Consider the following 23,803-nt stretch of genomic DNA (forward strand, 5'->3'; position numbering starts at 1 on the left):
TTTTTTATGCTCGGAGCATTGATGGCAACGAACGATTTTCTCGTGTTCGGCGGAGGCAGCTCCCCGAACGTTATCGACCAGGCGACGTACGCGGCGCTCGCGGCCCGTCTGTCGGGATTTCAGTCCGGCACCGCGCTGTCGGCGCAGCTCAACAAGGTGTGGCGTCAGAGCTCGATCATGGCCGCAGTGCTCGCGCAGTTCACTGCGAACTTTTCCGGTCAGAACGCGGTCGACGACGGCACGATCGGGACGCTTCTGGCGAATCTGCAGACCGCGATCAACGCAGCAGGGATTACGGCCCCGCAGTTCGACAACAGCCTGAAACTTGCGACGACTGCTTTCGTTCAGCGTGCACTCGGCAGTTTTTCGAATGTGACGCTTGTTCAAGGGGGAGCCGTAACGCTGAATTCGTCTTCGTTCGGTACAGCGATTCAAATTAGCGGGCCGTCGAGCACGATAACGCTTCCTTCTGGATCCGGCGTAAATCCCGGGGGAACGATTCGGTTCTACGCCCAGGGTGCAGCTGGCTCTGTCTACAACATCGTAACCACAGGCGGTGGCTTCATCTACGCTCCGGGCGCGGGGATGGGCTCGTCAAATACGACGCTCACGCTCGGTATTAACGACACGGTAGAGCTCACGAATCGGGGCGGAAACGAATGGGATGTGACGGGCGGCTCGTGGATCGTGTCCAACGAGGCGATCATCTTCAGTTCGAAAATCTCTGGTACAACGGCGCCGCAGTTCGATAACGGCACAAAGCTCGCGACGACGGCGTTCGTGCAGCGCGCGCTCGGTAACTTCCAGAACTTCTATGCGTACCAGAATTCGCAGACGCTCATTGCGGCGCAAGCTGGTTCACTTATCGATTTCTGGGGTTCGTCCGCGGCGACGTTCACGCTTCCTGCCGCTACCGCAATGCCGACTAGCGGCATGCTCTATTTCATCAATAGCGGGTCGGCGGCGGTAACGGTGTCTCGCGCCGGCACCGACACCATTCTCAATACCGGTGGAAGCACGAACGTAGTTCTGAATCCCGGAGATTCGCTTCTGATAGCGACCACCAATGGGCCAGGTCAATGGATTGCGATCGGTGGTACCGCCGCTATCCAGTTCAACCCCCTTGTTGTCGCTCCTGCTACGCAGAGCCAACATGCGATGCAGTTGGGGCAGGCGGTGGGGCGCCTTCTCAATATTCGGGTTATCACGGCATCTGGGACCTATACGCCAACGGCCGGCACGAATTCGGTAGTGGTGCGGGCGATCGGCGGTGGGGGCGCCGGTGGTGGCGCAGCGGCAAACAGTTCATCGCAGATTTCAGCCGGATCAGGCGGAGCCTCCGGTAGTTATGCTGAGGCGCGCTATACCTCTGGATTTTCGGGCGTAGCTGTAACGATCGGGGCCGGGGGAACCGGGGTAAGCGCTGGCGCTGGTAACCCCGGTGGAACGACCAGCTTTGGTTCGCTGTTGACGTGCCCGGGCGGTGGTGGCGGCCAAATTCAACAGCAATCGACCAGTTCAACAACCCTGAACGTCCCCGGCCAGGGCTCGCCTGGAGCCGCACCCAGTGGGAGCGGCATTTTATTGGGCACGCAAGGGCAGCCCGGTGTCATTGCTCTAATTCTTGGCTCGGTTGCGATTTCGGGGCAGGGTGCAGCGGGCGCCATGGGCGCCGGAGGCCCTAATAGCGCAAATAGCGCTGGTAATCCCGGTACTGGTTACGGTGCTGGCGGGGCGGGTGGAGCATCGATTCCGAGCGCATCAGCAGTTGCAGGTGGGAACGGGGCGCCGGGAATTGTTATTGTGATGGAGTATGCATAATGAAAATGTACGCATATATCTATGAAGGCGTCGTGTGGGAAATTTTCCAACCCATGGTGGACGATCAAAACGAGGAGATCCCGTTGGAGATGCAATATTCTCCTGAGTATCTGTCGGCATGTGTCGATATCACGGATATCGACCCGAGTCCAATGGTTGGTTGGCTATTTGATGGCAAGAAATTCATTGCTAAAAAGTAGTTTTTCTGCAGAGGGTAACGATGCTCTTTGGGCGCGCCCATAAGAGCATCAGTTGATTCGCGAGAAATCCGGATGTATCAAGACTGCCCGGCGTCAGGAATCTCCCCGACCTCTACTCCCGCGCCGGCCAGGTAAATCGGTCCCCGTACTGGTACCGGTTCGATGTACTGGTCATTGTGAATATCGGTGTCGGTCAGTACATCTGAGGTCAATGGTTTGTCGACCTTTTGACGATTCCTATCCCATAGATGGAAAAGAGCCCCTTCCGGATTTCCGCCTAGCTCTGTCTTTCCGCCGCATTTAGCTTCATATATGTCATTTGCGTGCCGAACAAGGGTAACTGTGCCGAGGTCATCAATCATTTTTTTTAGAGGAGGAATTGCCATTATTTGACTCTCAGTTGTTGGTATGAGTTGCGGTTAAATTTACGGTTTCTGAAACTAGGCTTGCACGTCTCTAGCATTATGTGCCTCGGACACGAGACATGAAAGCGACTCGGTTGCTGAGGCTCGTCATCAGGCTGTTTCCACTCGGATCTCGGGCGGCACTGTATGCGCTACCTATGTTGACTTGTTTAAACCCAATGGGTCTATTCGTCAAGAATTATTCATCGCCGCACCAAGCGGCTTTTTCGTTTTCGGGGAACCGATGAAGAGTGATCTCGCGACGAGCGCCGTCAAGGTGGCGCCGGCTGTCGGAAGCAATTTCTGGCTGTGGCTGACCGGCCACGACATCAACTGGTGGGTAGCCGTCGCGACGATCGCGTACATCGGGCTGCAGGCGTACTACCTGGTCAAGAACAAAGGGAAGAGGGCATTGCTCGATGGCTAACGTACCGAAGAAGACACTCGCGGGTGTTGTGGGGGCTGCTGCGGCAGCCCTTCTTTTTTCCATGGTCCCGAAGTTCGAGGGGCTCGAGCTCGTCGCGCGGCCCGACCCCATCGGGATCATCACGGCCTGCAACGGTGACACGAAGGACGTGCGCGCCGGCCAGCGCTTCACGCCCGACGAGTGCCGCGCGCGCCTCGAGCAACGGCTGATCGAGCATGCCGAGCCGGTGCTGAAGTGCACGCCGGTCCTGAAGGGGCACACGTACCAGCTCGCGGCCGCGGTGAGCTTTGCCTACAACGTCGGCGCGGGCGCGTACTGCGGCAGCACGACGGCGAAGCGGTTCAACGCCGGCGAATGGAAGGGCGCTTGCCGCGCGCTAAACGAGGCGGACAACGGCCGGCCGCAGTGGGTGACGGCCGGCGGCCGCGTGCTGCCCGGTCTGGTGAAACGTCGCGCGGAAGAGCGTGCCATCTGCGAGCGCGGCCTATGACGACCACCAAAACCCACGAAACGCGGCGCACGCTCGCCGAGGACGTTTTCTATCCCGATCACGAGCCGCGTACCGAGTCGCCGACGTTCCGCGCGAGCAAGCGCGAGATGAAGGCAGCCGGCGGCTACGTCTGCGCGGTGTGCGGCGACGACCAGGCCGTCGAGTCGCATCACCGATTCTTCGAGTGGGCGTTCTCGCATGCGATCGACTGGAAGTGGATCCGCGAGGTCGCGATCAACAAGTGCGACACGATGTTTAGCCACAAGCTGCGGCGCATCGTGCCGATCCCGCTCCAGCACCCGGTCTGGGACGTGATCCGCCTGACGCAGGGCTTCGACTGGGAGGCGTTCGACCCGGCCCGGCCGGAGGCATTCGTCGACTCGACGTACAACCAACTGCTGCTGTGTGCGCTTCATCACCGGGGCAAGGACCACGGCCGGCATGAGGAAAGCGACCCGGTCTGGAGCGTGCAGGCGTTCCTGCTGCCGGGCTTCGTCTACTCGCCGGATGAGCTGAAGCAGCTGCATGCGAAGGAACGGAAATGACACTTCTGAGGCTGGTTTGGCCGTATGTGCTCGCCGTGCTGCTCGGCTTCGCAGCCGGCGTCTACGGTGAGCACCTGATCAGTGCGCGCGAGATTGCGGGCATGAAGGCTGACGCCGCGATGGCTCAAGCAAAGGCGGTGGATGCCGCGCGCGCCGAGGAACAACGCCGCACCGCGGCCCAATCGGAGATTGCGAAAGATGCGAACCAACAACGAACTGCCGCGCTCGCGGATGCTTTTGCTGCTCGTGCTGCCGCTGGCAGCCTGCAGCAGCGTGTCGACCAGCTCATCGCCGCCGCCCGGCATCCCGCCGCTACCTCCGGAAGCCCGGCAACCGGCGACGCCCTCGATCTGCTTGCCGACGTGCTCGGCCGGGCTGACCAGCGAGCGGGCGAGCTGGCAGAGTACGCTGATCGTGCCCGCATCGCCGGCCAGCAGTGCGAGCGCGACTACGACGCATTGAGCGGCGACGCGCAAACCATTTTGCCGCACTGACGCGGCAATCGAGGTCGAGCGGTTTCGAAATAAACAGGGCGACCGAGGAGGGTGCAGCAACACGCCTCTCGGCCGCCTTTCTACTGTCTAGCCGGCGAATTGGCCATGGCCCTGTGTTGGGACGACGGGGCCCAGCCTAAATGACGATGGGGCGCGAACCATGGCTCTGACATTGTCCCTACTGACCCTCAGCGGACTTTTAGATGTAAGCATGCCATGCATCGCAAGGAGTCCGTGCCGTATCGCGCCGTGCTTCGGCCTAATTTATGGCTGCCATTGCACCTGAACAAGTTGTGTCCACCCTTGGTGGGGGTCTCGGTCGCTAAACATTGTATAGATGTGATCGAATACCTGTGTCAAGTAACCATAATCTGTTTTAAATATCCCGGGAGGGCCAAAGCCAGACCCATTCGGGCTCAGACCAGTGTAAACAAATGATGCAATCGCGGTCTGCGGGTCCCCCCCGATTGTTCCATACCATGTGGCGGGAGCGGAATACAGATATTCAGTCTCTGGTCCGTTAACCGACGCATCAAATGCGAAAATGTATCGATTATTTGTGCGGTCATATGCAATGTCAACGCCCGGGGCGGCATTGCAGCCTCCGAAAGAGGCGTCAAAACAGAGCTTGGTCTTCGCCGTCCAATTTATCCCGTCCCATGATTCGACACGATATACACCAGTATCCGGGGACTTTATCTGAGTAAAGACTGCTACGAACCTCCCGCCAGCAGGGTCTGGGTTGTTCGGAAGAGTATGAACGACGCTGAAATGCTGGCATCCAAGTTCGCTCGCTGTCTCGCATCCCAAAGTGAGCGGCCCGTAACGCGTCCAGTTCCGTCCATCAGATGAAAAAGCCACCCCGATTTGACCGCCATTGTCGCCGAGGTTGTTTGCTCCGGTATAGAACAGTACGTAGTTCCTGACAGCGCCTGCGACTGAAACATTACGTAGGACGTGTGGGTCGCAGGTGTGGCTCGAATCCCAATTCGATCCCCCTGATCCGGCAAATACCATGGTTGAAGTTCCGGCGGAAAGATTGGATAAGTCAGCATACCAGTTAATCGAATCCCAACTTTCCGCATACCAGATACCATCGCCGGCTCCGGTGGAAATATTCAATCCACACCACCACGCCTTCCATTTTGAATCGGAGGAGTCGTAAATGATAGCCGGCGCATAATTATATCGGTTTGCGCCGCTGTTCACTGGTCCTGGGCGTGGGCTGAATGTTTGGGCTCCGGAGGATAAGGTAAAGCCTAACATGAAAATAGAGAGTATTATTCTTCGAATAAAAATCGACATTTTCGGACTCCTCGGTGAATTAATTTATGAATCATGCCCGCGTAAGATCTGGTTGATCGGTTCGATGTAGAACCCGCGCGCCGTCAGATCCATCGTGACGTCGCTGAACGAGTCGAAAATGTCGTATCCGCATTCGACGTACGTGATCTTGGAATCGAAGTCTTGATCCTCGATCTTGCGCTTCCACGTGGCCGGCAAGTCGGTCGAGTGCCCCGGATCGAAGTGGACGACGCTGAGGTACGGCGGACGAATGCCGCGAGGCGGATACTCCGAGCGTAGTACGAGCTCGACGTTCACGACGACATGGTGTTCCGGGATGCGGTCCGCGTAACGCAGCAGGTACGCTCGCAGCGAGTGGCCGTCCTTCCGGTCTTGCGCCGAGGCGAAGCCGAACCAGTCATCATCGGAATCGCTGAATTCTTCCGCAATTGTGCGCATGTCGGCCTCCAGTGCGACGAACGTTCAGAATGCCACATGTGCGTCGCTATCGCGCGATCGTACGAGCCCCGTAAAGCCCCGCACTACCGCATCCCGGCCCGCCGCATCTCCGCGCGCAGCAGATGCATCAGCCGATGCAACTGGCCCTGCGCGCCGGCAAGGTCGCCTTTGTTCGCGACGTTCTTGTCGGTGTAGAGGTACCAATCCTCGATGCGCTCGAGCGACTTCCTCAGCGCACGGATTTCGAGGATCAACCACCGCACCTGGAGGTCGGTGTACTCGCGCCACAGGGCGCGCAGCTCGGCGTCGCTCGGGGCATCGAATTCGGGCACCGCAGGCCGCAGCTTGAACCGCGGATCCGTCAGCGGGACGCGGTTGCGATCGATCCTGGTCGCCTCGATCGGTGCGGATGTACCGAGGAACACCGACCGCGGGTCCTTGTCGATCCAGAACTCAAATTCACGTTTCGTGAGCTCGATCGGGGTCCTCAGGCGCGTCGTCTCGCCCTGGAATCCGTACTCCCAGATGTAGGCCCACTGTGGTTTGATCACGGCAGAAATACTGTATAAAAACACAGTGTATCCCGAGGTAAGATAGGGCCGTCAAGATCGAAAATTGGGGACGGCGATGTGCACGAACTACGTCGCGCCGGGCGAGGACCCGGGCCTGAGCGAGCTCAAAATCGACAACTTCCGCGATCTATACCGCTGGACGCCGTGGAAGCCCGAGATCTACCCCGACTACGATGCGCCGATCGTCGGCTACGTTGACGGCCAGTTCAAGCCGATGATCGCTGGCTTCGGCTTCTGGCCGCGCGCACTGCAGAAGGCCAATGCCGAGAAGGCGGAGGCGGCGGGGCGCAAGCCTCCGCACATGCGCGCCACGATGAATGTGCGCGATGACAACCTCGGAAAGTCGCCGCTGTACGGACCAACCTGGCGCGGCGGCCGGCGTTGCCTGATCCCGGCGCGATCCGTGGTCGAGCCATCGTATCCGTATGCGCGCCAGGAAGCGAACGGCGACTGGCTGCTAGGGCCGTGCGTGTGGCAGCGGATCGGTGTGGTGGACCGGCCGACGATGTGCGTCGCCGGCATCTGGCGCACGCTGACGAACCAGGACGGCGCCGAGCACCATGTGATGTCGATGATCACCGTCAACGCCGACGGCCACCCGCTGATGTCGCGCATGCACAAGCCGGGGGAAGAGAAGCGGTCAGTCGTGATCCTGCGGCCGGACGACTGGGAGGAGTGGCTGACGACGTCGAACGTCGAGGCCGCGCGCGCGATGCTGCAGCTCTATCCGGCCGACGAGATGGTCGCCGAGGCCGTCGCACCGAAACCGACGGCGGACTAGCTTTTGTGAGGCGCGATTGCAAAAAAGCCCGGAGGACCGGGCTTTTTTCATGTCACTCGTCTCGCGGACTCCAATGGGTCACGTCGAGCACTTCCGAGATACCGAAGGCATCGAAGTGCCTGACGAACCGAGGACCGGGAAACTCGGGGCGGTTGACGGTGGGCACGAAGTACGCAGCCGTCTCGCCGCCGTTGCGGCGTAGTACCCAGACCGGCACCCCGTTCGGGTCGTCGTCTTCCAGGGTCGGCAGAGCATCGGTGACCGGAACCCAGTTGACCTGCTGAATCTCAGCGCCTCGAGGCTCTTCCAACGGCTTTATATCGATCTTCGCGCCGATCTCACGCATCTTATTCAGTACCAGCGCGAGTTGGTCGTCGGGCAGTACGAGCCGCGCCGCGCCGAAGAACAGGATGTGCGGGCTCAGCTCGCGCGGCGCGCCGCCGCCCGTGTACTTCCGCCATTGTTGGCCGCCGGCCACGCCGAACAGCTCGGCCATCTGCTCACCGGTTCGGCCGAGCTCGTCCTTCAGGCGCTGAAGGTCCGTTGCCTTGGGAGGGGTGTATTCCATGGTGCATAACAAAGCCGCCTTTCGGCGGCCCTTGGATTTAGTGGAGGAACTTCGCGAGGCCGATGACGGCACCTGCGAACGCCGTCGCCCAGATCACCGGGTACCAGCGCGTTTCGCGGATCATCTTCGCCGCTTCGGCGTTCAGCTTCATGGTCTCAGCCATCAGCTTGCCGATCTCGGCTTCAGTCTTGAGCGTATCCAAGGTTTTTTCCATTTCCGTCGTCCTTTCGGGATGTCGGGCGGCGCGGTGCGCTACCTCTGAGACGAATATTAGCACCGATGGTGCTAAAGTCAAGGCGAGAATCGCGACAGTTTCGGACCCGTTAGCCATGACCTACGCGCATGCCTCGAATTGCGGCCATCACCGAATGGCGGTACGCTGTGCGCACGCTGGCCGGCGGGCCGTGCATGTCAGCACGAAGGACGGAAGGGGCGGAAATTTTGTGGAACGAGCCCGGAAAAACGAAGACGAATCAACGGTCGATTTGACCCAAGAATTCCACTGGATCGGCTCAAACCCTTGTCGGATAAGGCTTGACCACTAAGATTGTGATTCCTGTCGTCGTGGGTTCGAGTCCCATCAGCCACCCCAACAAATTCAAGCAAAAAGCCCGGTTCAATGAACCGGGCTTTTTGCTTTCTGGCGTTCGGACACAACCACGGTGTGTTTTGGTCACGGCGTCTTTGATGAAGTGATATCCCTGTATTCAACGAATCAACCGCGATGCCATTGCGGTACCGCGTTTCAAAAGAACGATTGCGTAGCACTGCTCGGCAGCAATATCAGCCGAATGTGGAAGCGCTATATGCACACCAGAATCGAATGCCATAGCGATGTGCGAATGTTGATGATGCAGACGCCGAGCAGGCCCGACTTGCTTCGCATCGCGTTTCCCTGTCGTTGCGCCGACAACGTTCGTACCCGTTTGCCTGCGAAGCTCCCTTTCCCGCCTAAGGTTCCCCCGCGCCGTGCCGTTATCTTTCCTGGACAGCCCTCGTGCCTCGAATGCTGATCCGTTGTCTTTGCCTGCTCGCGCAAAACGCGGGCAGGCTTTTTTCGTTTACGCCCGTTCATAATCGACTGATTGGCGGAATCGAACAGGCGTTTGGCGCAAACCGACAAAGCGCAACAGTCTTACATGCGTGTAATGTGTAACCTTCCTCGTGCCCTCATGCTTTGCAGGGCCGTTCGATCCCGAAGACCGGAGAAGGTGTCGGGATTTTTTTTGCCCGCGGACCGACCTCCCGGCAACGAGCCCCTGCGAAATGCATCTCGCGAAGCACGGTATATTTTGCGATGACACACGTCGATCAAGAGAACCCGAGGAAGGAGTTGCAACCGATGCCGGACACCCGGACCACACTGCGCCCGGCCACGCCGCACGACGCGAACCACATCGCTCGTCTGCACACGCTGAGCTGGCAAACCGCCTATAGCCACATCCTTCCGGCCAGCTATCTGTCCGACGAGGTGCCGACGGAACACGCGGTCCGGTGGCGCAAATACTTCGATAGAAACGCGAACGAGTGGGGCCTCGTGCTGATTGCCGAGTCGAATGGCGAGCCGGTCGGCTTCGTCAGCGCCGAGCGCCCCGTCGATCCGGCGCTTGGTGTGTTGCTCGACTGCCTGCACGTCCATCCGTCGCATCACGGCGGCGGCACGGGCAAGCGCATGATCGAAGCCGTTCGCGCGTGGGCCCGGTCGATCGGCGTGGACAAGGTCCATCTGCAGGTGCTGGAGGGCAACGTGCGTGCGATCGGGTTCTACGAACACAACGGCTGGCAATTGGCCGGTGTCGAAACCAGCCGCATCGGCCGGACGGAAGTCACCGACCGGATTTACGCGATCCAGGCTTGAACGCTCGCCGGTATCGACGCGAGCGGCGGCAAGCGAGTTCGGCTGCGCCTGGCCGCGATGGAAGCATCAGGTGAAAGCCCTCCGGACTTTGCCGTCACTCGCCGCAATACCGCACAAGCAAATCGGCCTCGGTCTCGTGGATTTCGACGGGCAAGATCGTCGCACCGGCATGCGCGAGATAGCGCGCGCGATGCTGGCCGTTACGGAACGATGCAACGCCGATTTTCGACAGGCCGGGAATGCCGAGCAACGTTCGCGTTCTCGTCTCGCGAAACGTGATGAACGGCATGTCCGGAATTCGCTCCCGGTTCGGATCGAGGAATTCGCGAATGCCCGCGGCCTTTCCCGGCGCCCAGTACTGAACCGACGGCAGCACATAATCGGTGGTGTCGCGGTCGGCGCAGGCGAGCAGTTTCTTCAGGTCGATCGTCACGACCCGATGTCGAGAGTCGTCGGACGCGAATACCCGCTTGAGGTGCGTGTAGGCATAGGGCGCGTGCCCGGGAAGCTGGACGATCCAGACATCTACGCCGCTTTGTCGTGCGTGAGCGAGCGTCATGATTTCCTCTGGTGGCGCAAGCGGTCTTTGTGATTCGAGTTTAGCAGCGTGATGACGGCTGCGGAGCAGGTCGATACAGGAAACAGGAAAACGGAGCGGCTGACGGCTCAACCGGCGAAAAGAACGAAGGCGGTCATACGCTGACGGTCCATATCGACAGGCTGCGAGAATATCGCGATACTGCCGGCGAGAATGAAGCCCTGCGCGATATTCACGCAAGCTTCACACAGTGTCGCGCAGCAGGTCAGGCGCCACGCATCTCGAAAATCGAGCGGATACATTGAACGGAGAAGCCATGCCGTCGAATCTCAAGATCGAATATCTCGATTACCGTTTCACCGGGATGCTCGAAATCACGGAGTCCGGTCGTACCGTCGTTGTCGACAGGCAGCTCGAATCTGAGACGCGAAGCAAGACGCTCGCCTGGATCGTGTTCGATCGGTTTCTGGCGCGCAATGATTTCGCCGATGAAGAAGACGCACGCGCCAACATCGTCACGTGGCTGGAGCGGCTTGCCGAACCGAGGACTGTCGCATCGGCCGAGATTGCGAAGGCGAGCGCGGTGGCAGCCGGCACGGTGGCGGCGGATTCGTCGACAGCCGAAATCGTCGGCGACGCCGCTATTGAAATCGTCAGCAATCTCGACTGGATCGATATGGTTGCCGATTGGTTTTCCAGTGGCTCGTTATAGCGACGAGCTCGTGTTTTCATGACGCAGATCATTGTGCGCGCGAAATTCTGTGTGAAAAACGAAGTGGAAATCGCCTCGTGTGAAAAAATAGAATAATCCTGCTTTGACAATACTCGCGACTTACCGGAAACTGCGTCCGGGCCTGAAAATTCCACTTGCATTAATACAAAATAAAACGCCAGAAATGAAAAAAGAACGCTGTCGATGGCCGTCGCAATGACGACTGCCGCCGGCCTGACAGGTTGTACTGCGATGCGGTCCGAAGACGGCGGATACGAAGAAGCTCTCGGCCGGTTCCTCGTCAACGAGACCGGCAGGCCGCGCGTCGGGCTGGAATCATGACGATATGCGCCGGGACGCGAGCATGCCGGTTGCCGTCACGTTGTCACTAAAGGGTGAGTTGCCGCACAGACCGTCGCGCGACCCGCGATCACAATTTGACCGGTTGACCGTTCTTCCCCGGCCCGGTCAACCATTTCCCCGCTCGCTCGCGCAGGAGCGGGGGCTTTTTGCCCCTCGACGCCGGAAGCTTGCGTCGGCGGAACCGGACAGGCGTTCGGCGGGCTGCGCAACGGCACTCGTTCGCACCCGGACATCCGTTCGCCCGATCCGTACGAATCGCTTTCCTCGTGCCTGAGCGAACCCTCAGGCCCATCGCCGGTTGTTGACGGCGATGCCTTGATCCCGGCGGCGCGCAACAACGCTGCCGGGATGTTTTTTGCACGCATGCGTGACGTCACATCGCGCGCAACGGGCATCGCACTCCGCTCAACCTGCCTGTTCGACGCTGGTTTCCCATCCGTCGTAGTTTCCGCCGAGCGCGCGTACCTCGCGGCTGAGCGCGACCGTATGGCGCGTGATGTCGGCGAGCGCCAGCGTGCCTTCGTGCGAAAACCGCACCGCCGACTTGCCGTCTTCGGTCGGCGCGACCGATTCGACCGGATAGCCTTTCGCTTCGGCCCAGTCCGCGAACTGGTGCGCGTCGCTCGGGTCGGGGAAGTATGCCCAGTGCATCACGCGCCGGCTCACGTCCGGTGCGTCGCCTTGCTGCCGCAGCGCCTCCAGCGTGCGCATGTCGCGCATGATCTGCCAGTCGTCGTCGGTCGGATAGAGCGTCTGCCAGTATGTCGTCTTGTCCGGATCGTCCTGGTGGGCATACTGCAGCGCATAGGTCGTCTGGTCTGCCAGCGAGTCGACGATTTCCGCGGCTGCCTCTTCGTCGAACGGCACGTAGAAAAGAAAATCCCGGTTGCCGTCGACGGTGATGCGGCCGACCTGCACGCCGCCTTTCGCGATGATCGCGGCGTCGAGCAGATCCTCGATCTTCGCGAGACCGGCGAATTCGTCGCCGGTCGGCAGCCCTTCAGGCGACGGATGGGCAAAGGGGACACGCACGCTGAGCAACGACGTGCGCGGATCGCCTTCGGCGATTTCCGCGAAGCCGTGGTTGAAGCTGATGAAAGCCTGATGGTCGCCCATTCTGGCAGGGAAGGTTCCCCAGGCGTCGCTCATGTATTTCTCCCGTACACGATTGTCTGTTGACGGTTGCAAAGCGTCCCAATGTATCATCGAAAATCGCGTTGGCCGAAGCAGCGCACGCGATCGCAGGCCGTGCGCGCCGCGCGAGCTAGAGCCGGGTGGTTCGCAGCGCGCCGCATGCATGCGGCCGGCCGCAAAAATTCAAGGGAGATGCCGATGTCGATGTTTGCGGTGAATGGTGTCCGAATCGATCCGCTCAGCGCGCGCGTGACGCACGTGCGCTGGGCGGCCGTGAACCCGGCCGATCGCTCGTGGGCGGCGACGCCCCGCGAGGCCCCGGTGGCGGACGTGGCGCGCGCGCTCGCGTCCGGTAACGATGTCCGCGCGATCTTCTCGGCATCGGACACCACCGCAATCGGCCCCAGGCTGAAACGCGTGCTGTATCGCGATGCGTCCGAAGGCATCGAGCTCGACATCGATGCAACGAGCGAGTCGCGCACGCTGCGCGATCTGCCGCAGATCTGACTGCGGGCCGTTACTCAAAACGATCGCGCGAGCGTACCCATGACTCTCTCCAGATTCGCCATCGCCGCGCTGGCATTTGCGCTCTGTCTGGCGCTTGGCGCCTGCCAGACCGCGTCCGCGCCTGCGCCCGTGCAACCGTCGCCCGAGACCGCGTCGGCGACCGTTCCCGCCTCGTCGCCGCCGGCCGCGCCGATTCGCGGCATGGGCGCCGCGCCTCATCTGGCAGGGCAGAGCCACTGGGCGATCGGTCAATGCACGACCAACGGTACCGTCAAGGTGTGCAATTGACCGACATCGGCGCAATGGCGCGTGATTCGCGCAAACGGGATCGGAATCCCGGCGTGCCGCCCGCGCCGATGGGCCGGCGGCCGTCGACACGAGCCAGCGGGCAATGAACGACGAACGCGAAACGACGGATTCCGGCTGGCACGTCGATCCCGTCGCGGGAACGGTTATCGGCGCGTTGCCGGTGACGCTGGCGGTCGACAGCCGAAGCCTGAAAAGCAGGGCGGCCGTGTGTGCTGGGCTGGCCGCGGCGAGCCTGTGCGGTTATGCGGCCGCTCCGACGCTCTGGCCGGTGGCGGCGCTGGCCGTATTGCTGGGGCTGGCCAGTGCCGCGTTGTTCGTCTCGTCGCGGCGCAAGCTGGCGCTGCAGGTCGACGAGACGGGTTTCCGGCTGATCGGTTCCGCCCGCGAAAAACCCGTCACGCCGTGGCGCGACGTCACTGAATTCCGGATCGTCAGCGTTGCCGGAAATCGTTACATCGGCTATCAGTTCTCCGCCCATTCGTCGCGCATGAAGGTGCCGGGCGGGGTGATGCTGCCGATCGCCCGGTTTGCCGATCTTCCGCTCGACGCGGTGGCCGCGTTGCTGGAGGCCTGCCGGCGGCAGTTCGGCCTGCCGGATTAGCCGACCGGCCGAGCTGACGAGGCCCGATGGGAGGCACTGCGCACCCCGTCGCTCGATCCAACAAAAAAATCCCGTGTGCCGTGTCGATTTCCGCGGGAGTCGTCCGTCGTAGCATCGGAGGCGTGCGCATCGCGCGTCCGTCCCGATTTTCGATACGACAACCGACTGAAGGAGCGACACCATGCCCACGTCCGTGAAGCCGATCCCGGAAGGGATGCGCACGCTGACCCCACATCTGATCTGTGCGGGTGCGACCGCGGCCATCGATTTCTACAAGCGCGCATTCAATGCGACCGAACAGTTTCGCCTCGCGATGCCCGACGGCCGGCTCGCGCATGCGTGCCTTGCGATTGGCGATTCGACGCTGATGCTGGTGGATGAAATGCCCGAGCATGGTGCGCTGGGCCCGAAGGCGCTGAAAGGCACGCCCGTCTGCCTGCATCTGTACGTGCCGGACACCGACGCGGCGATCGCGAAGGCGGTCGCGGCCGGCGCGACGGTGACGATTCCGGCCGCCGACATGTTCTGGGGTGACCGTTACGGGCAGGTCGAGGATCCATTCGGGCATCGCTGGTCGCTGGCGACGCATCAGCGCGACCTGACACCCGGGCAGATCGCGGACGCAATGGCTAGCGCGCCGCCCTGCGGGAGCTGAACGACGCCTTGTACGATCGTGGCCGAGCGGCGGCGCGGCCGGTTGATTCCGCCGCGCCCGCTTCGCTCCCCTGCGGTCATTCCCCGGCCGTTCGGCCGCGCTGCTTGTGTTCGTACATCAGGCGATCGGCCGATGCAAGCAGGTCGGCGACGGTGCGATGGCGTGCGGGATCATAGGCAACGTGCCCGACGCTGAAGCGGATCGCATAGCCGCGTGCGTCGGCGGCGTTGCGCTGCGCGAGCGCCTGCGTTACACGTTCGACGGGCTCGGCGACCTCGGCCGGATCGGCGGCGCTCAACAGCACGACGAACTCGTCGCCGCCGAGCCGTGCGATGACGTCGCCGTCGCGCAGCGCACCCGTCAACGTTTCGCCGAACGCCTTGAGCGCGCGATCGCCTTCGGCGTGGCCGAAGCGATCGTTGATCGCCTTGAAATCGTTCAGGTCGAAAAACAGCAGCATGGCATGTCGGCCGACGCGATCGCAAAGGCTCAGCACATGGCGGGCGAGAGTCTCGAAGCCGCGCCGGTTCGTCAGTTGCGTGAGCTCGTCGGTGGTCGCGAAATGCAGCGCGGCGATCTCGCGCTCGGTCATGTGGGCAAGATCGCCGAGGAGTGCGAGTTCGTCGGCTGCGAGCGAGCGGGGCCGTGTGTCGATCAGGCACAGCGTGCCGACGGGCGCGCCGTTCGGTGCGGTGAGCGGGCGGCCGGCGTAGAAACGGATGCCGGGCGTGCCGGTGACGAGCGGGTTGTCGTGGAAGCGATCGTCGTTCAGTGCATCCTGGATCACCATCGTATCGCCCGAGAGCAGTGCGTGCGCGCAGAACGACACGTCGCGCGGCGTCTGCGTGGCGTCGAGGCCCGCATGACTCTTGAACCACTGGCGGTTCTCGTCGACGAGGCTGACGAGGGCGATCGGTACGTCGAACAATCGTCGCGCGAGACGCGTCAGGCGATCGAAGCGCTCTTCGGGCGGTGTATCGAGGATCGAGAGCGAATGAAGCGTATCGAGCCGGGCCGCTTCGTCGGCCGGTTTCGGTGCGATTTGCATAGGCCTTGTCTCTTGTCCCGGCCGTCGAGCCGTCATGGGTCGTACTTCGAACAGTATCGCGCATTCTTCGATGCATCGCCATGCCGCACGGCTTGAGGCTGCGGGGACCGGCTCCGTGAGGGCCGGCGAAGATACGGTGAGAAGCCGGTGTCATCTGCACGTGTTTCGTCCCGATGCGGAATCGGGCAGCCGATTCCTCAAGGTGCGCGTCGCCACGCCGTAAACAGGACGAGACCAATCATTCATCGCCTCCCATCGCACCATGGTTCGAATTCTTTACGCGGGCTATCTCGCGTTTGCGCTGTATTTCCTTTATCCGTTGGTGCACGACACGCTGACATTCAGTACCGATTGCGTGCGCAGTGCGCTGCCGATGGGTGCCCCCGGGCTGTCGACGAATGCGGCAAGCAGTGCGGACGGGCACGCGAACCGCTGTGTGCCGAGCCCGCATGTCGGCATCGCGACCGGGCGGGGTGCCTGACATCCATTGAATGCGGCGGCGTTGCGCGCGACGGGCGCTTCGCAAGGCAGCATGCTGGCCATTCGGCCGAATTGAACATCGGGCCGCGCTCGCCGATCATCTGCAACACGTTGCGTGCATGCGAGCGATCGGGCGTCGGGCGAAAGCGCGTGTCGCGCGTCAGTAGCCGGAGCGGTACGGCGTGCCCTGGTCGAAGCGGCTTTGCCAGTGCGTGAGGTAGCGCGACGCGAGTTGCGGATTGTTCCAGACCACGACGACGTTCTCGGAATTGCGGCTGGCTGCCGACGCGCTGTAGTTGAACGAACCCGTTTCGACGTGCTCGGCGTCGATCACGAGGTACTTGTCGTGATGGATCGCATAGGCGTCGATCGTGCGCGTCGGGATGCCCGCGTTGACGAGCAGGTTCAGTGCCTGCTTGCTGTTCTTCGCGCGGTTGCCCTTGTCGTCGACGACCACCGCGACATTGACTCCGCGGCGCTTGGCGGCAAGCAATGCACGCGTGACGGGCGGCGACGTGAACGAGTAGGCGGCAACCCGGATCGAGCTGCGCGCCGCGCCGATCGCTTTCAGTACGAGCGCCTCGGCACCGCCGTCCGGCGAGAAGGCCGATTCGACGACCTGGGTCGCGGGTGCTTCGTGAGTGGGGGTTGGCAGCCATCGCGACACGAGATCGATCGCTTGCTGGAGCAGCGATTCGCTTTGCGTCTTGCCGAAGGCGGCGAACGGGGTGGCGAGCAGGGAAGCGGCGAGACAGGCGGCAGCGAGGCGATTGCGCGACAACATCTTGGACAGCGAATAATTTCGAGACAGCGGGCCGTGAGTGTAACGCACGCGTGGCGGCCCGGTCACGTGCGGATGCGAAGCGAGGGCGTGCGCAGGGATTGGCAGCGGTGGACAGGGTGACGCAAAGTTGCGTTATGCAGCCGGTGCGGGCGAGCGGGCGATCAACGCACAGCGATAGTGCCGGCGATGGCAGGCGATTGCGTTTGCCGTTACAGCGCACGGGTGTGCGAACGATGCGTGCCCCGGCGGGCGGACTGCCACTCGATGCGGCTCGTGGCCCAAACGTATCTCTAGCAGGCGCGTCCGAACGACATCCGCGCGCAACGTATCGTCAATCCGTCGATGCGGACGCCTCGGTCCCGTCGGACGCAATCCATCCGGGCCCCGGCTCGGGCTGCACGTCGCGTGCGTCGAGCGGTTCGCCGCACGCCGAGCATACGGTGACCGCGTGCATCAGTTGCCCGCAGGCCCGGTGGCGCAATTGCACCGGCGGCCCCTGGCCGTCGTCCTTCCAGCGATCGCCCCATGCCATCAGCGCGAGCAGGGCCGGATAGAGGTCGAGGCCCTTTTCCGTCAGCCGGTACTCGAAGCGCGGCGGGCGCTCCTGGTACGCGCGCTTGACGAGCACGCCTTCGTCGACGAGCCGCGCGAGCCGTTCGGCCAGCACGTGGCGCGTCAGGCCAAGCTGGGTTTGGAACGCATCGAAGCGGCGGCAGCCGAGGAATGCGTTGCGCAGGATCAGCATGGTCCAGCGGTCGCCGAGCACGGCGAGCGTGCGCGCGACCGAACAGTTCAGCGTGCCGATGTCATCCCATTTCATCAGTTGCTCCGAGAAACCCAGTCGTTCAGGACGGGGAGGAAAGGAGCGCCGCTGTTGACAGGCAGCTTCTTCCACGGGTTAGGATCACCTGCATGATTCTTGTCTACCGCTACCGGGTGAAGTCGCTCAACGGACTGCTCAACAAGCAGAGCCGTGCGGTGAACCACGTCTGGAACTTCTGCAACGACACGCAGAAGCACGCGCTCAAGTGGGGCAAGAAGTGGCCTACAGGATTCGACCTGAATGTGCTGACGACCGGCAGCAGCAAGGAACTCGGTATTCACTCCGGCACGGTCAATGCGACGTGCGAGCAATACGCGAAGTCGCGAAGCCAGCGTCGACGCCCTTACCTGAGCTATCGCGGCAGGAAATCGCTGGGCTGGGTGCCGCTGAAGGGGCGTGACCTGAAGCGCGAGGGCGACGCGTTTCGTTTCGCCGGCAACACGTTTCGCGTGTTCAACAGCCGACCGCTTCCCGAAGGCAAGATCAAGGACGGGACCAACTTTGCGCAGGATGCACGCGGCAACTGGTTTCTCAACATCGTGATCGAGATGCCGGATGTGCGGGCCCGCCCGATCCGTTCCGGCGTCGGCATCGATCTCGGCCTGAAAGACTTCGCCACACTTTCGACCGGCGAGAAGCTGCCCAATGATCGGTTCGGTCGACGAGCGGCGGAAAAGCTCGCGAAAGCGCAGCGAGCACGAAAGCACAAGCGACATATCGCGAAGCTGCACGCAAAGATCGCCAATGCCCGCGCCGACTTCCAGCACAAGCTCGCGCTCGATCTGGTGCGGCGCTTCGATTACATCGCGGTCGGCAACGTGTCGGCTGTCAAACTCGCTAGAACCAGGATGGCGAAGAGCGTCTACGACGTATCCTGGTCGTCCTTCCGAAACAAGCTCCGTTACAAGGCGATTGCGCACGGGGCCACGTTCGAGGAAGTCGACGAAAGCGGTTCCACCCAGTCCTGTTCGGCGTGCGGGTCGAAAGACAGCACGACGCGGCCGAAAGGTATCGCGGGACTGCGAGTAAGAGAATGGGCCTGCAGTGGATGTGGTGTCGTGCATGATCGTGATATCAACGCTGCGCTGAACATTCTCCGATGCGGACGTGCATCGCCAGGTGTGGGAATCCTCTCCCTTTAGGAAGAGGAGGACGTCAACGTCGAGTCTCTTGCCTCTTGCGGCGGTCGTGCGGCGGTTCAGCGAAATAGCGGGTTCGATTATAGAACCCGCCTTCGGTCGCAACGGGCGCGGCCGCGTTGACAACGGCCGGCATCGCTGACAATAATGAGTTCCAATTTAGAACTTACTCGCGCGGCGACGCGCTTTCAACCCGGAGACAACCCGATGAACCCGCTTTCCCTGTCTGGCCTCGATCTGCTGCGCGCCGCCGTGTCGGGCGACGCGCCGCTTGCATCGATTTCCGAGACGATCCCGATGCGTCCGCTCGACGTTGAACTCGGGTACGTGAAGTTTTCGGCGCGGGCGGACGGCCGGCACCTGAACCCGCTGGGCGGTGTGCACGGCGGGTTCGCCGCGACGGTGCTCGATTCGGTCACCGGGTGCGCGGTGCATTCGATGCTCGACGCGGGCGTCGGGTACGGCACCGTCGATCTGCATGTGAAGATGCTGCGGCCCGTGCCGCGCGACGTCGACCTGATCGCGGAAGGGCGCGTGATTCACCTGTCGCGGTCGCTGGGCGTCGCGGAGGGCACGCTGAAGACGCCGGACGACAAGATCGTCGCGCATGCGTCGGCGACCTGCTTCATCCAGCGGCCGCAGTGACGGCGAGCAGCGGCACCCCCGTCCGGGCGGGCGCGCAAGCGCGCGGGGCAGCGCCGAAGGCCGCTTGTAAGCGTGTGCGGGGCCCATCTGAAGCAGTGGCTTCAATGTGATAGCGTTCCTGCTTTCCACTGACGCGACAGGAACAGCATGGAATACCGCACACTCGGCGATTCGGGCATCGAGGTCAGCCTGATCGGTCTCGGCACGATGACGTGGGGCGAGCAGAACTCGGAGCGTGACGCGCACGAGCAGATCGACTACGCGCTCGGACACGGCGTGACGCTGATCGATGCCGCAGAGATGTATCCGGTGCCGCCGAAGCCCGACACGCAGGGGCGCACCGAGCAATACATCGGCACCTGGATCGCGCAGCATCGCGCGCAGCGCGAGCGCATCGTGCTCGCGACGAAGATCGCAGGGCCGGCGCGGCAGCCGCACAATCCGCGTCATATTCGCGGCGAGGGCAACCAGTTCGACCGCAAGAACCTGACCGAAGCGCTCGACGGCAGCCTCAAGCGCCTGCAGACCGACTACGTCGATCTCTACCAGCTGCATTGGCCCGATCGCAGCACGACCACCTTCGGCCGTCCCGCGTATCCGTGGGTCGACGACGCGTACACGGTGCCGATCGAGGAAACGCTCGGCGTGCTCGCGGAATTCGTGAAGGCCGGCAAGGTGCGCGCGGTCGGCGTGTCGAACGAAACGCCGTGGGGTGTCGCGCAGTTCCTGCGCGCGGCCGAGCGGCTCGGGCTGCCGCGCATCGCGAGCATCCAGAATCCGTACAGCCTGCTGAACCGGACGTTCGAGAACGGGCTGTCGGAGTTCACGCATCGCGACGGCGTCGGCCTGCTCGCGTATTCGCCGCTCGCGTTCGGCTGGCTGTCCGGCAAGTACGAGAACGGCGCGCGTCCGGCCGGCGCACGCATCACGCTGTTCGAGCGCTTCCAGCGCTACAGCAAGCCGCAAGCCGTCGAGGCGACGTCGCGTTACGTCGCGCTCGCGCAGCGTCACGGGCTGTCGCCCGCGCAACTGGCGCTCGCGTTCGTCAACAGCCGCCCGTTCGTGCGCAGCAACCTGGTCGGCGCGACGTCGCTCGAGCAGTTGAAGGAGAACATCGGCAGCGTCGACGTGACGCTGTCCGACGAGATCCTCGCCGAGATCGACGCATTGCACGAACGGCAGCCGAACCCGGCGCCGTAAACGGCGCGCGGCCCGCGCGGCAGCGATGCCGCGACGGGCCGACTCGCACCGACGCGCGCGGTTTCGGCGGCGCGTCGCTGCGCCGTCGTTTCTCGCGTCAGCGCATCTTCAGCCGCGTGCGCGCGACGAACAGCGCGGCGAGGCTCAGCAGCGCACACCCCATCAGATAGAGCGCCGGCGACAGCCGGTTGCCGGTCGTGCTGATCAACCAGGTGATGACGAACGGCGCGAAGCCGCCGAACAGCGTGACGCCGGTGTTGTAGCTGACCGCGAGCCCGGTGGCGCGCGTCTGCGACGGGAACAGTTCGGCCATCAGCGCAGGCAGCGCGCCGCAGTACATCGCCTTCAGCGCGCCGATCCAGACCAGTGCGGCGAGCATCGTCGCGAACGACGCGTGGCGCGTGAGCCAGGCGAACGTCGGCCACACGGTCAGGAGCATCAGCACGGCCGCGACCGCCATCATGCGGATTCGCCCGGTGCTGTCGGACAGATGGCCGACGACCGGCGTGACGAGCGTCAGCACGAAGCCGGTCGCGAGCGTCGCCGCGAAGCCCGTCGATGCCGGCAGCCCGAGCTGCTTGATCGCGTAGGTCGGCATGTACAGGATCATGTAGTTGATCGCGGTCGAGATCACGAGCGCGCCGATCGACAACAGCAGGCGCACCTTCTGATCCGCGAACAGTTCGCGCACCGGCGCTTCGGAGCGCGCCTGCGTCTTGAACTCGACGCCTTCGTCGACGTAGCGGCGGATGTACAGCCCGACCGGGCCGATCGCGAGGCCGAACAGGAACGGCACGCGCCAGCCCCAGCTTTCGAGTTGCGCGGTGGTCAGCGTGGCCGTCAGCAGCGCGCCGAAGCCCGACGCGAGCAACGTCGCGAGGCCCTGGCTCGCGAACTGCCAGCTCGACATGAAGCCGCGCCGCTGCGGCGCGTGCTCGACGAGAAACGCGGTCGAACTCGCGAATTCGCCGCCGGCGGAAAAGCCCTGCATCAGCCGCGACAGCATGATCCCGAGCGGCGCGAGAATGCCGATCGATGCGTAGGTCGGCATCAGCGCGATCAGCAGCGTGCCGGCCATCATCATCGCGATCGACAGCAGCAGCGACGCCTTGCGGCCCGCGCGATCCGCGTACGCGCCGAGCACGAAGCCGCCGATCGGCCGGATCAGGTAGGACAGCCCGAACGTACCGAGCGTCAGCATCAGCGACGTCGCTTCGCTCGTGGCGGGGAAGAACAGCTTGGCGATCGTGACCGCGAAGAAGCCGTAGACGATCAGGTCGAACCATTCGAGTGCGTTGCCGATCGACGCCGCGAAGATGATGCGCCGGATCTTCGCGGCGCTGGGGCGCGCGGCGTCCTGCGAGGTCAGGGTGGTCGTATTCATCGTGTGTGCAGGTCCCGTGAAAGGGGCGAAGCGTTACAGGGCGGCGCCGGCCGCGGCGGATGCCGCGCGGCGAACGGGCGGCGCGTCGTCGCCGAGATCCCAGAAGAGGCCGGCCATCATCTGCAGCCCCTCGCTGACGACGCTCGCGAGCAGGTGCTCGTCGGGCGCATGCTGCGAGCACGCCGGGTACGAGTGCGGCACCCACAGCGTCGGCAGCCCGAGCGTGTCGGCGAACACGTCGTTCGGCAGCGTGCCGCCGAGATTCGGCAGGATCGCGGGCTTCTTGCCGGTGGTGCGCGCGAGCGACGCGACGGCCCAGCGGACCCACGGATCGTCCGGCGGCACGCGCGTCGCCGGTGCGCCGCGCTCGACGTCGATCTCGACGTCGGCGAAGCCGTGCGCATCGAGGTGCGCGCGCAGGTGCGCCTGCAGCGCTTCCCAGTCGGTGCCGACGACGAAGCGCAACTGGCAGTGCGCATACGCGGCGGGCGGGATCGCATTCACGGGATGCTCCGGATTGCCGGCCTTGAACGCGAGGATCTCGAACGTGTTCCAGCCGAACACGCGCTCGGCCGCGGACAGGCCGGGCTCGCCCCAGTCGGCGTCGAGCGCCGGGTCGCCGGGGCCGCCGCCGACCGACAGATCGGCGAGCGCGTCGCGCACCGCGGCCGGGATCGGCGGCGGGCGCAGCCCCTCGACGCGAATCGCGCCGCGTGCGTCGACGAGGCTCGCGAGCGCATGCGCGAGCACGATCGCCGGGTTACGCAGCAGTCCGCCCCAGTTGCCGGAGTGATGCGCGCCGTCGCGGGCGCGCAGGCTCAGCTTGAAGTTGACCGCGCCGCGCGAGCCGAGGAATACCGTCGGGCGCGCGGCGGCGATGCGCGGGCCGTCGGACGCGATCAGCACGTCGGCCGCGAGCGCGTCGCGCTCCCGGCGGCACAGTGCGTCGAGGCCCGGCGAGCCGGTTTCCTCGCCCATCTCGATCAGCAGTTTCGCGTTGAAGCCGAGCCGGCCGCCGCGCGCGTCGAGCACGCTCGCCAGCGCGGCCAGGTTGATCGTGTGCTGGCCCTTGTTGTCGGCGCTGCCGCGGCCGTACCAGCGGTCGCCGTCGGCCGTCAGCGTCCACGGCGACAGCGGCGCGCGCCACTGCGCGTCGTAGCCGCGCACGACGTCGCCGTGGCCGTAGATCAGCACGGTCGGCAGCGCGTCGTCTTCGTGGCGCGACGCGAGCAGGAACGGCCCGCCGCCGTCGACGGGGTTGTCGACGATGCGCGACGTGAAACCGAGGCGGGCGGCCTCCGGCGCGATCTCGTCGGTCAGGTAGGCGCGCAGCGCGGCTTCGTTGCCGCGGTCCTGGCTTTCGGTGCGCAGGCCGACGCGGCGGCTCAGGGTCGTGAAGAACGCACCGGACTCGAACTGGTTCAGCGCGTGCTGGATGGCGGCGGTACGGCTCAAATCGGGTCTCCTCGGTCGGGTGCGCCGTGCGCGGGCCGCGCAGGCAACGTGAAGTGCGATCGATTCTAGAAAGCCGGTTTTTTTGTCACAATGATCGAATTTCGAACCTTTCTTTGCCGAAAA

30 protein-coding genes are annotated in these 23,803 nt (G+C 63.2%); 17 read left to right on the top strand and 13 right to left on the bottom strand.

Going from position 1 to position 23,803, the window contains the following annotated elements:
• Positions 1-21 precede the first annotated feature (21 nt).
• A complete protein-coding gene (locus HWX07_RS31105; RefSeq protein ID WP_175878911.1) occupies positions 22-1,821 on the top strand; it encodes a hypothetical protein in 1,800 nt (599 codons plus the stop codon).
• Positions 1,821-2,021, top strand: a complete 201-nt coding sequence (locus HWX07_RS31110) for a hypothetical protein (RefSeq protein WP_175878912.1) — start codon at positions 1,821-1,823, stop codon at positions 2,019-2,021. The genes HWX07_RS31105 and HWX07_RS31110 overlap by 1 nt, the downstream gene beginning before the upstream one ends.
• A gap of 77 nt (positions 2,022-2,098) precedes the next feature.
• Here HWX07_RS31110 and HWX07_RS31115 read toward each other — a convergent pair whose 3' ends face one another.
• Positions 2,099-2,407 carry a hypothetical protein gene (locus HWX07_RS31115; RefSeq protein ID WP_175878913.1) on the bottom strand — a complete coding sequence of 103 codons (309 nt, stop codon included), beginning with the start codon at positions 2,405-2,407 and terminating at the stop codon, positions 2,099-2,101.
• 262 nt (positions 2,408-2,669) lie between these two features.
• On the opposite strand from HWX07_RS31115, the gene HWX07_RS31120 reads away from it, so the two are divergent.
• The 4 genes from HWX07_RS31120 to HWX07_RS31135 are packed head-to-tail and all read left to right on the top strand — an operon-like array spanning position 2,670 to position 4,381.
• Entirely contained in the window at positions 2,670-2,852 is a 183-nt protein-coding gene (locus HWX07_RS31120) for a hypothetical protein (protein ID WP_175878914.1), read from the top strand.
• Positions 2,845-3,342: a lysozyme gene (locus HWX07_RS31125; protein ID WP_175878915.1), complete on the top strand. Its 498-nt coding sequence runs from the start codon at positions 2,845-2,847 to the stop codon at positions 3,340-3,342. Before HWX07_RS31120 ends, HWX07_RS31125 begins: the two co-directional genes overlap by 8 nt.
• Positions 3,339-3,887 (top strand): hypothetical protein, encoded by a 549-nt coding sequence (locus HWX07_RS31130; RefSeq protein ID WP_175878916.1) that lies wholly within the window; start codon positions 3,339-3,341, stop codon positions 3,885-3,887. The genes HWX07_RS31125 and HWX07_RS31130 overlap by 4 nt, the downstream gene beginning before the upstream one ends.
• Entirely contained in the window at positions 3,884-4,381 is a 498-nt protein-coding gene (locus HWX07_RS31135; protein WP_175878917.1) for a DUF2514 family protein, read from the top strand. Before HWX07_RS31130 ends, HWX07_RS31135 begins: the two co-directional genes overlap by 4 nt.
• 264 nt (positions 4,382-4,645) lie before the next feature.
• Here HWX07_RS31135 and HWX07_RS31140 read toward each other — a convergent pair whose 3' ends face one another.
• The 3 genes from HWX07_RS31140 to HWX07_RS31150 form a co-directional block, all read right to left on the bottom strand.
• The gene (locus HWX07_RS31140) at positions 4,646-5,686 is read right to left on the bottom strand and encodes a hypothetical protein (RefSeq protein WP_175878918.1); all 1,041 of its coding nucleotides are present in this window, start codon (positions 5,684-5,686) and stop codon (positions 4,646-4,648) included.
• A 24-nt stretch (positions 5,687-5,710) separates the two neighbouring features.
• Complete coding sequence (locus tag HWX07_RS31145) at positions 5,711-6,124, bottom strand: hypothetical protein (RefSeq protein WP_175878919.1); 414 nt, start codon at positions 6,122-6,124, stop codon at positions 5,711-5,713.
• A gap of 83 nt (positions 6,125-6,207) precedes the next feature.
• A complete protein-coding gene (locus HWX07_RS31150) occupies positions 6,208-6,699 on the bottom strand; it encodes a hypothetical protein (RefSeq protein WP_175878920.1) in 492 nt (163 codons plus the stop codon).
• Between the two features lie 52 nt (positions 6,700-6,751).
• Between HWX07_RS31150 and HWX07_RS31155 the strand changes: the two genes are divergently transcribed.
• On the top strand, positions 6,752-7,477 hold the full coding sequence (locus tag HWX07_RS31155) for an SOS response-associated peptidase family protein (RefSeq protein WP_175878921.1): 726 nt from the start codon (positions 6,752-6,754) through the stop codon (positions 7,475-7,477).
• A 52-nt stretch (positions 7,478-7,529) separates the two neighbouring features.
• Here HWX07_RS31155 and HWX07_RS37275 read toward each other — a convergent pair whose 3' ends face one another.
• Together HWX07_RS37275 and HWX07_RS31165 are read right to left on the bottom strand one after the other, a co-directional pair.
• Positions 7,530-8,045 (bottom strand): hypothetical protein, encoded by a 516-nt coding sequence (locus HWX07_RS37275; RefSeq protein ID WP_347879194.1) that lies wholly within the window; start codon positions 8,043-8,045, stop codon positions 7,530-7,532.
• A gap of 37 nt (positions 8,046-8,082) precedes the next feature.
• Complete coding sequence (locus tag HWX07_RS31165; RefSeq protein ID WP_175878804.1) at positions 8,083-8,247, bottom strand: hypothetical protein; 165 nt, start codon at positions 8,245-8,247, stop codon at positions 8,083-8,085.
• 1,140 nt (positions 8,248-9,387) lie between these two features.
• Between HWX07_RS31165 and HWX07_RS31170 the strand changes: the two genes are divergently transcribed.
• Positions 9,388-9,903: a GNAT family N-acetyltransferase gene (locus tag HWX07_RS31170; protein WP_175878922.1), complete on the top strand. Its 516-nt coding sequence runs from the start codon at positions 9,388-9,390 to the stop codon at positions 9,901-9,903.
• Positions 9,904-9,997: 94 nt separating this feature from the next.
• On the opposite strand, the gene HWX07_RS31175 is transcribed toward HWX07_RS31170, so the two are convergent.
• A complete protein-coding gene (locus HWX07_RS31175; protein WP_034174150.1) occupies positions 9,998-10,462 on the bottom strand; it encodes a hypothetical protein in 465 nt (154 codons plus the stop codon).
• A 295-nt stretch (positions 10,463-10,757) separates the two neighbouring features.
• Here HWX07_RS31175 and HWX07_RS31180 point away from each other — a divergent pair, with 295 nt between their 5' ends.
• Positions 10,758-11,153: a hypothetical protein gene (locus tag HWX07_RS31180; protein WP_175878923.1), complete on the top strand. Its 396-nt coding sequence runs from the start codon at positions 10,758-10,760 to the stop codon at positions 11,151-11,153.
• 768 nt (positions 11,154-11,921) lie between these two features.
• Here the strand turns inward: HWX07_RS31180 and HWX07_RS31185 are convergent.
• Positions 11,922-12,665, bottom strand: coding sequence for a DUF695 domain-containing protein (locus HWX07_RS31185; RefSeq protein ID WP_006476097.1), 744 nt, complete (start codon positions 12,663-12,665; stop codon positions 11,922-11,924).
• 183 nt (positions 12,666-12,848) lie between these two features.
• Here HWX07_RS31185 and HWX07_RS31190 point away from each other — a divergent pair, with 183 nt between their 5' ends.
• The 4 genes from HWX07_RS31190 (at position 12,849) to HWX07_RS31205 (ending at position 14,722) form a co-directional block, all read left to right on the top strand.
• Positions 12,849-13,157: a phosphatidylserine/phosphatidylglycerophosphate/cardiolipin synthase gene (locus HWX07_RS31190; protein WP_175878924.1), complete on the top strand. Its 309-nt coding sequence runs from the start codon at positions 12,849-12,851 to the stop codon at positions 13,155-13,157.
• Between the two features lie 39 nt (positions 13,158-13,196).
• Complete coding sequence (locus HWX07_RS31195) at positions 13,197-13,445, top strand: hypothetical protein (protein WP_175878925.1); 249 nt, start codon at positions 13,197-13,199, stop codon at positions 13,443-13,445.
• Positions 13,446-13,548: 103 nt separating this feature from the next.
• On the top strand, positions 13,549-14,067 hold the full coding sequence (locus HWX07_RS31200) for an aspartyl-tRNA synthetase (RefSeq protein WP_175878926.1): 519 nt from the start codon (positions 13,549-13,551) through the stop codon (positions 14,065-14,067).
• A 181-nt stretch (positions 14,068-14,248) separates the two neighbouring features.
• Positions 14,249-14,722, top strand: a complete 474-nt coding sequence (locus HWX07_RS31205; RefSeq protein WP_006476094.1) for a VOC family protein — start codon at positions 14,249-14,251, stop codon at positions 14,720-14,722.
• Positions 14,723-14,798: 76 nt separating this feature from the next.
• On the opposite strand, the gene HWX07_RS31210 is transcribed toward HWX07_RS31205, so the two are convergent.
• Positions 14,799-15,770 (bottom strand): sensor domain-containing diguanylate cyclase, encoded by a 972-nt coding sequence (locus HWX07_RS31210; RefSeq protein ID WP_175878927.1) that lies wholly within the window; start codon positions 15,768-15,770, stop codon positions 14,799-14,801.
• Positions 15,771-16,032: 262 nt separating this feature from the next.
• Between HWX07_RS31210 and HWX07_RS31215 the strand changes: the two genes are divergently transcribed.
• Positions 16,033-16,251 carry a hypothetical protein gene (locus HWX07_RS31215; RefSeq protein WP_175878928.1) on the top strand — a complete coding sequence of 73 codons (219 nt, stop codon included), beginning with the start codon at positions 16,033-16,035 and terminating at the stop codon, positions 16,249-16,251.
• 159 nt (positions 16,252-16,410) lie between these two features.
• Here HWX07_RS31215 and HWX07_RS31220 read toward each other — a convergent pair whose 3' ends face one another.
• Together HWX07_RS31220 and HWX07_RS31225 are read right to left on the bottom strand one after the other, a co-directional pair.
• Entirely contained in the window at positions 16,411-17,034 is a 624-nt protein-coding gene (locus HWX07_RS31220; RefSeq protein ID WP_053524422.1) for a phospholipase D family protein, read from the bottom strand.
• 331 nt (positions 17,035-17,365) lie between these two features.
• Complete coding sequence (locus HWX07_RS31225; RefSeq protein ID WP_175878929.1) at positions 17,366-17,854, bottom strand: helix-turn-helix domain-containing protein; 489 nt, start codon at positions 17,852-17,854, stop codon at positions 17,366-17,368.
• A 92-nt stretch (positions 17,855-17,946) separates the two neighbouring features.
• Between HWX07_RS31225 and HWX07_RS31230 the strand changes: the two genes are divergently transcribed.
• From HWX07_RS31230 to HWX07_RS31240, 3 genes are all read left to right on the top strand, one after another.
• Positions 17,947-18,999 carry an RNA-guided endonuclease TnpB family protein gene (locus HWX07_RS31230; protein WP_175878930.1) on the top strand — a complete coding sequence of 351 codons (1,053 nt, stop codon included), beginning with the start codon at positions 17,947-17,949 and terminating at the stop codon, positions 18,997-18,999.
• 204 nt (positions 19,000-19,203) lie between these two features.
• Complete coding sequence (locus HWX07_RS31235) at positions 19,204-19,641, top strand: PaaI family thioesterase (RefSeq protein WP_006484216.1); 438 nt, start codon at positions 19,204-19,206, stop codon at positions 19,639-19,641.
• Positions 19,642-19,788: 147 nt separating this feature from the next.
• Positions 19,789-20,841, top strand: coding sequence for an NADP(H)-dependent aldo-keto reductase (locus HWX07_RS31240; RefSeq protein ID WP_175878931.1), 1,053 nt, complete (start codon positions 19,789-19,791; stop codon positions 20,839-20,841).
• A 97-nt stretch (positions 20,842-20,938) separates the two neighbouring features.
• On the opposite strand, the gene HWX07_RS31245 is transcribed toward HWX07_RS31240, so the two are convergent.
• Together HWX07_RS31245 and HWX07_RS31250 are read right to left on the bottom strand one after the other, a co-directional pair.
• The gene (locus HWX07_RS31245; protein ID WP_077217769.1) at positions 20,939-22,225 is read right to left on the bottom strand and encodes an MFS transporter; all 1,287 of its coding nucleotides are present in this window, start codon (positions 22,223-22,225) and stop codon (positions 20,939-20,941) included.
• A gap of 33 nt (positions 22,226-22,258) precedes the next feature.
• Entirely contained in the window at positions 22,259-23,680 is a 1,422-nt protein-coding gene (locus tag HWX07_RS31250; RefSeq protein ID WP_175878932.1) for a M20 family metallopeptidase, read from the bottom strand.
• Positions 23,681-23,803: the final 123 nt, after the last annotated feature.

Source organism: Burkholderia sp. BCC0097, from assembly GCF_902832985.1.
In the GTDB taxonomy this organism is placed as follows: domain Bacteria; phylum Pseudomonadota; class Gammaproteobacteria; order Burkholderiales; family Burkholderiaceae; genus Burkholderia; species Burkholderia orbicola.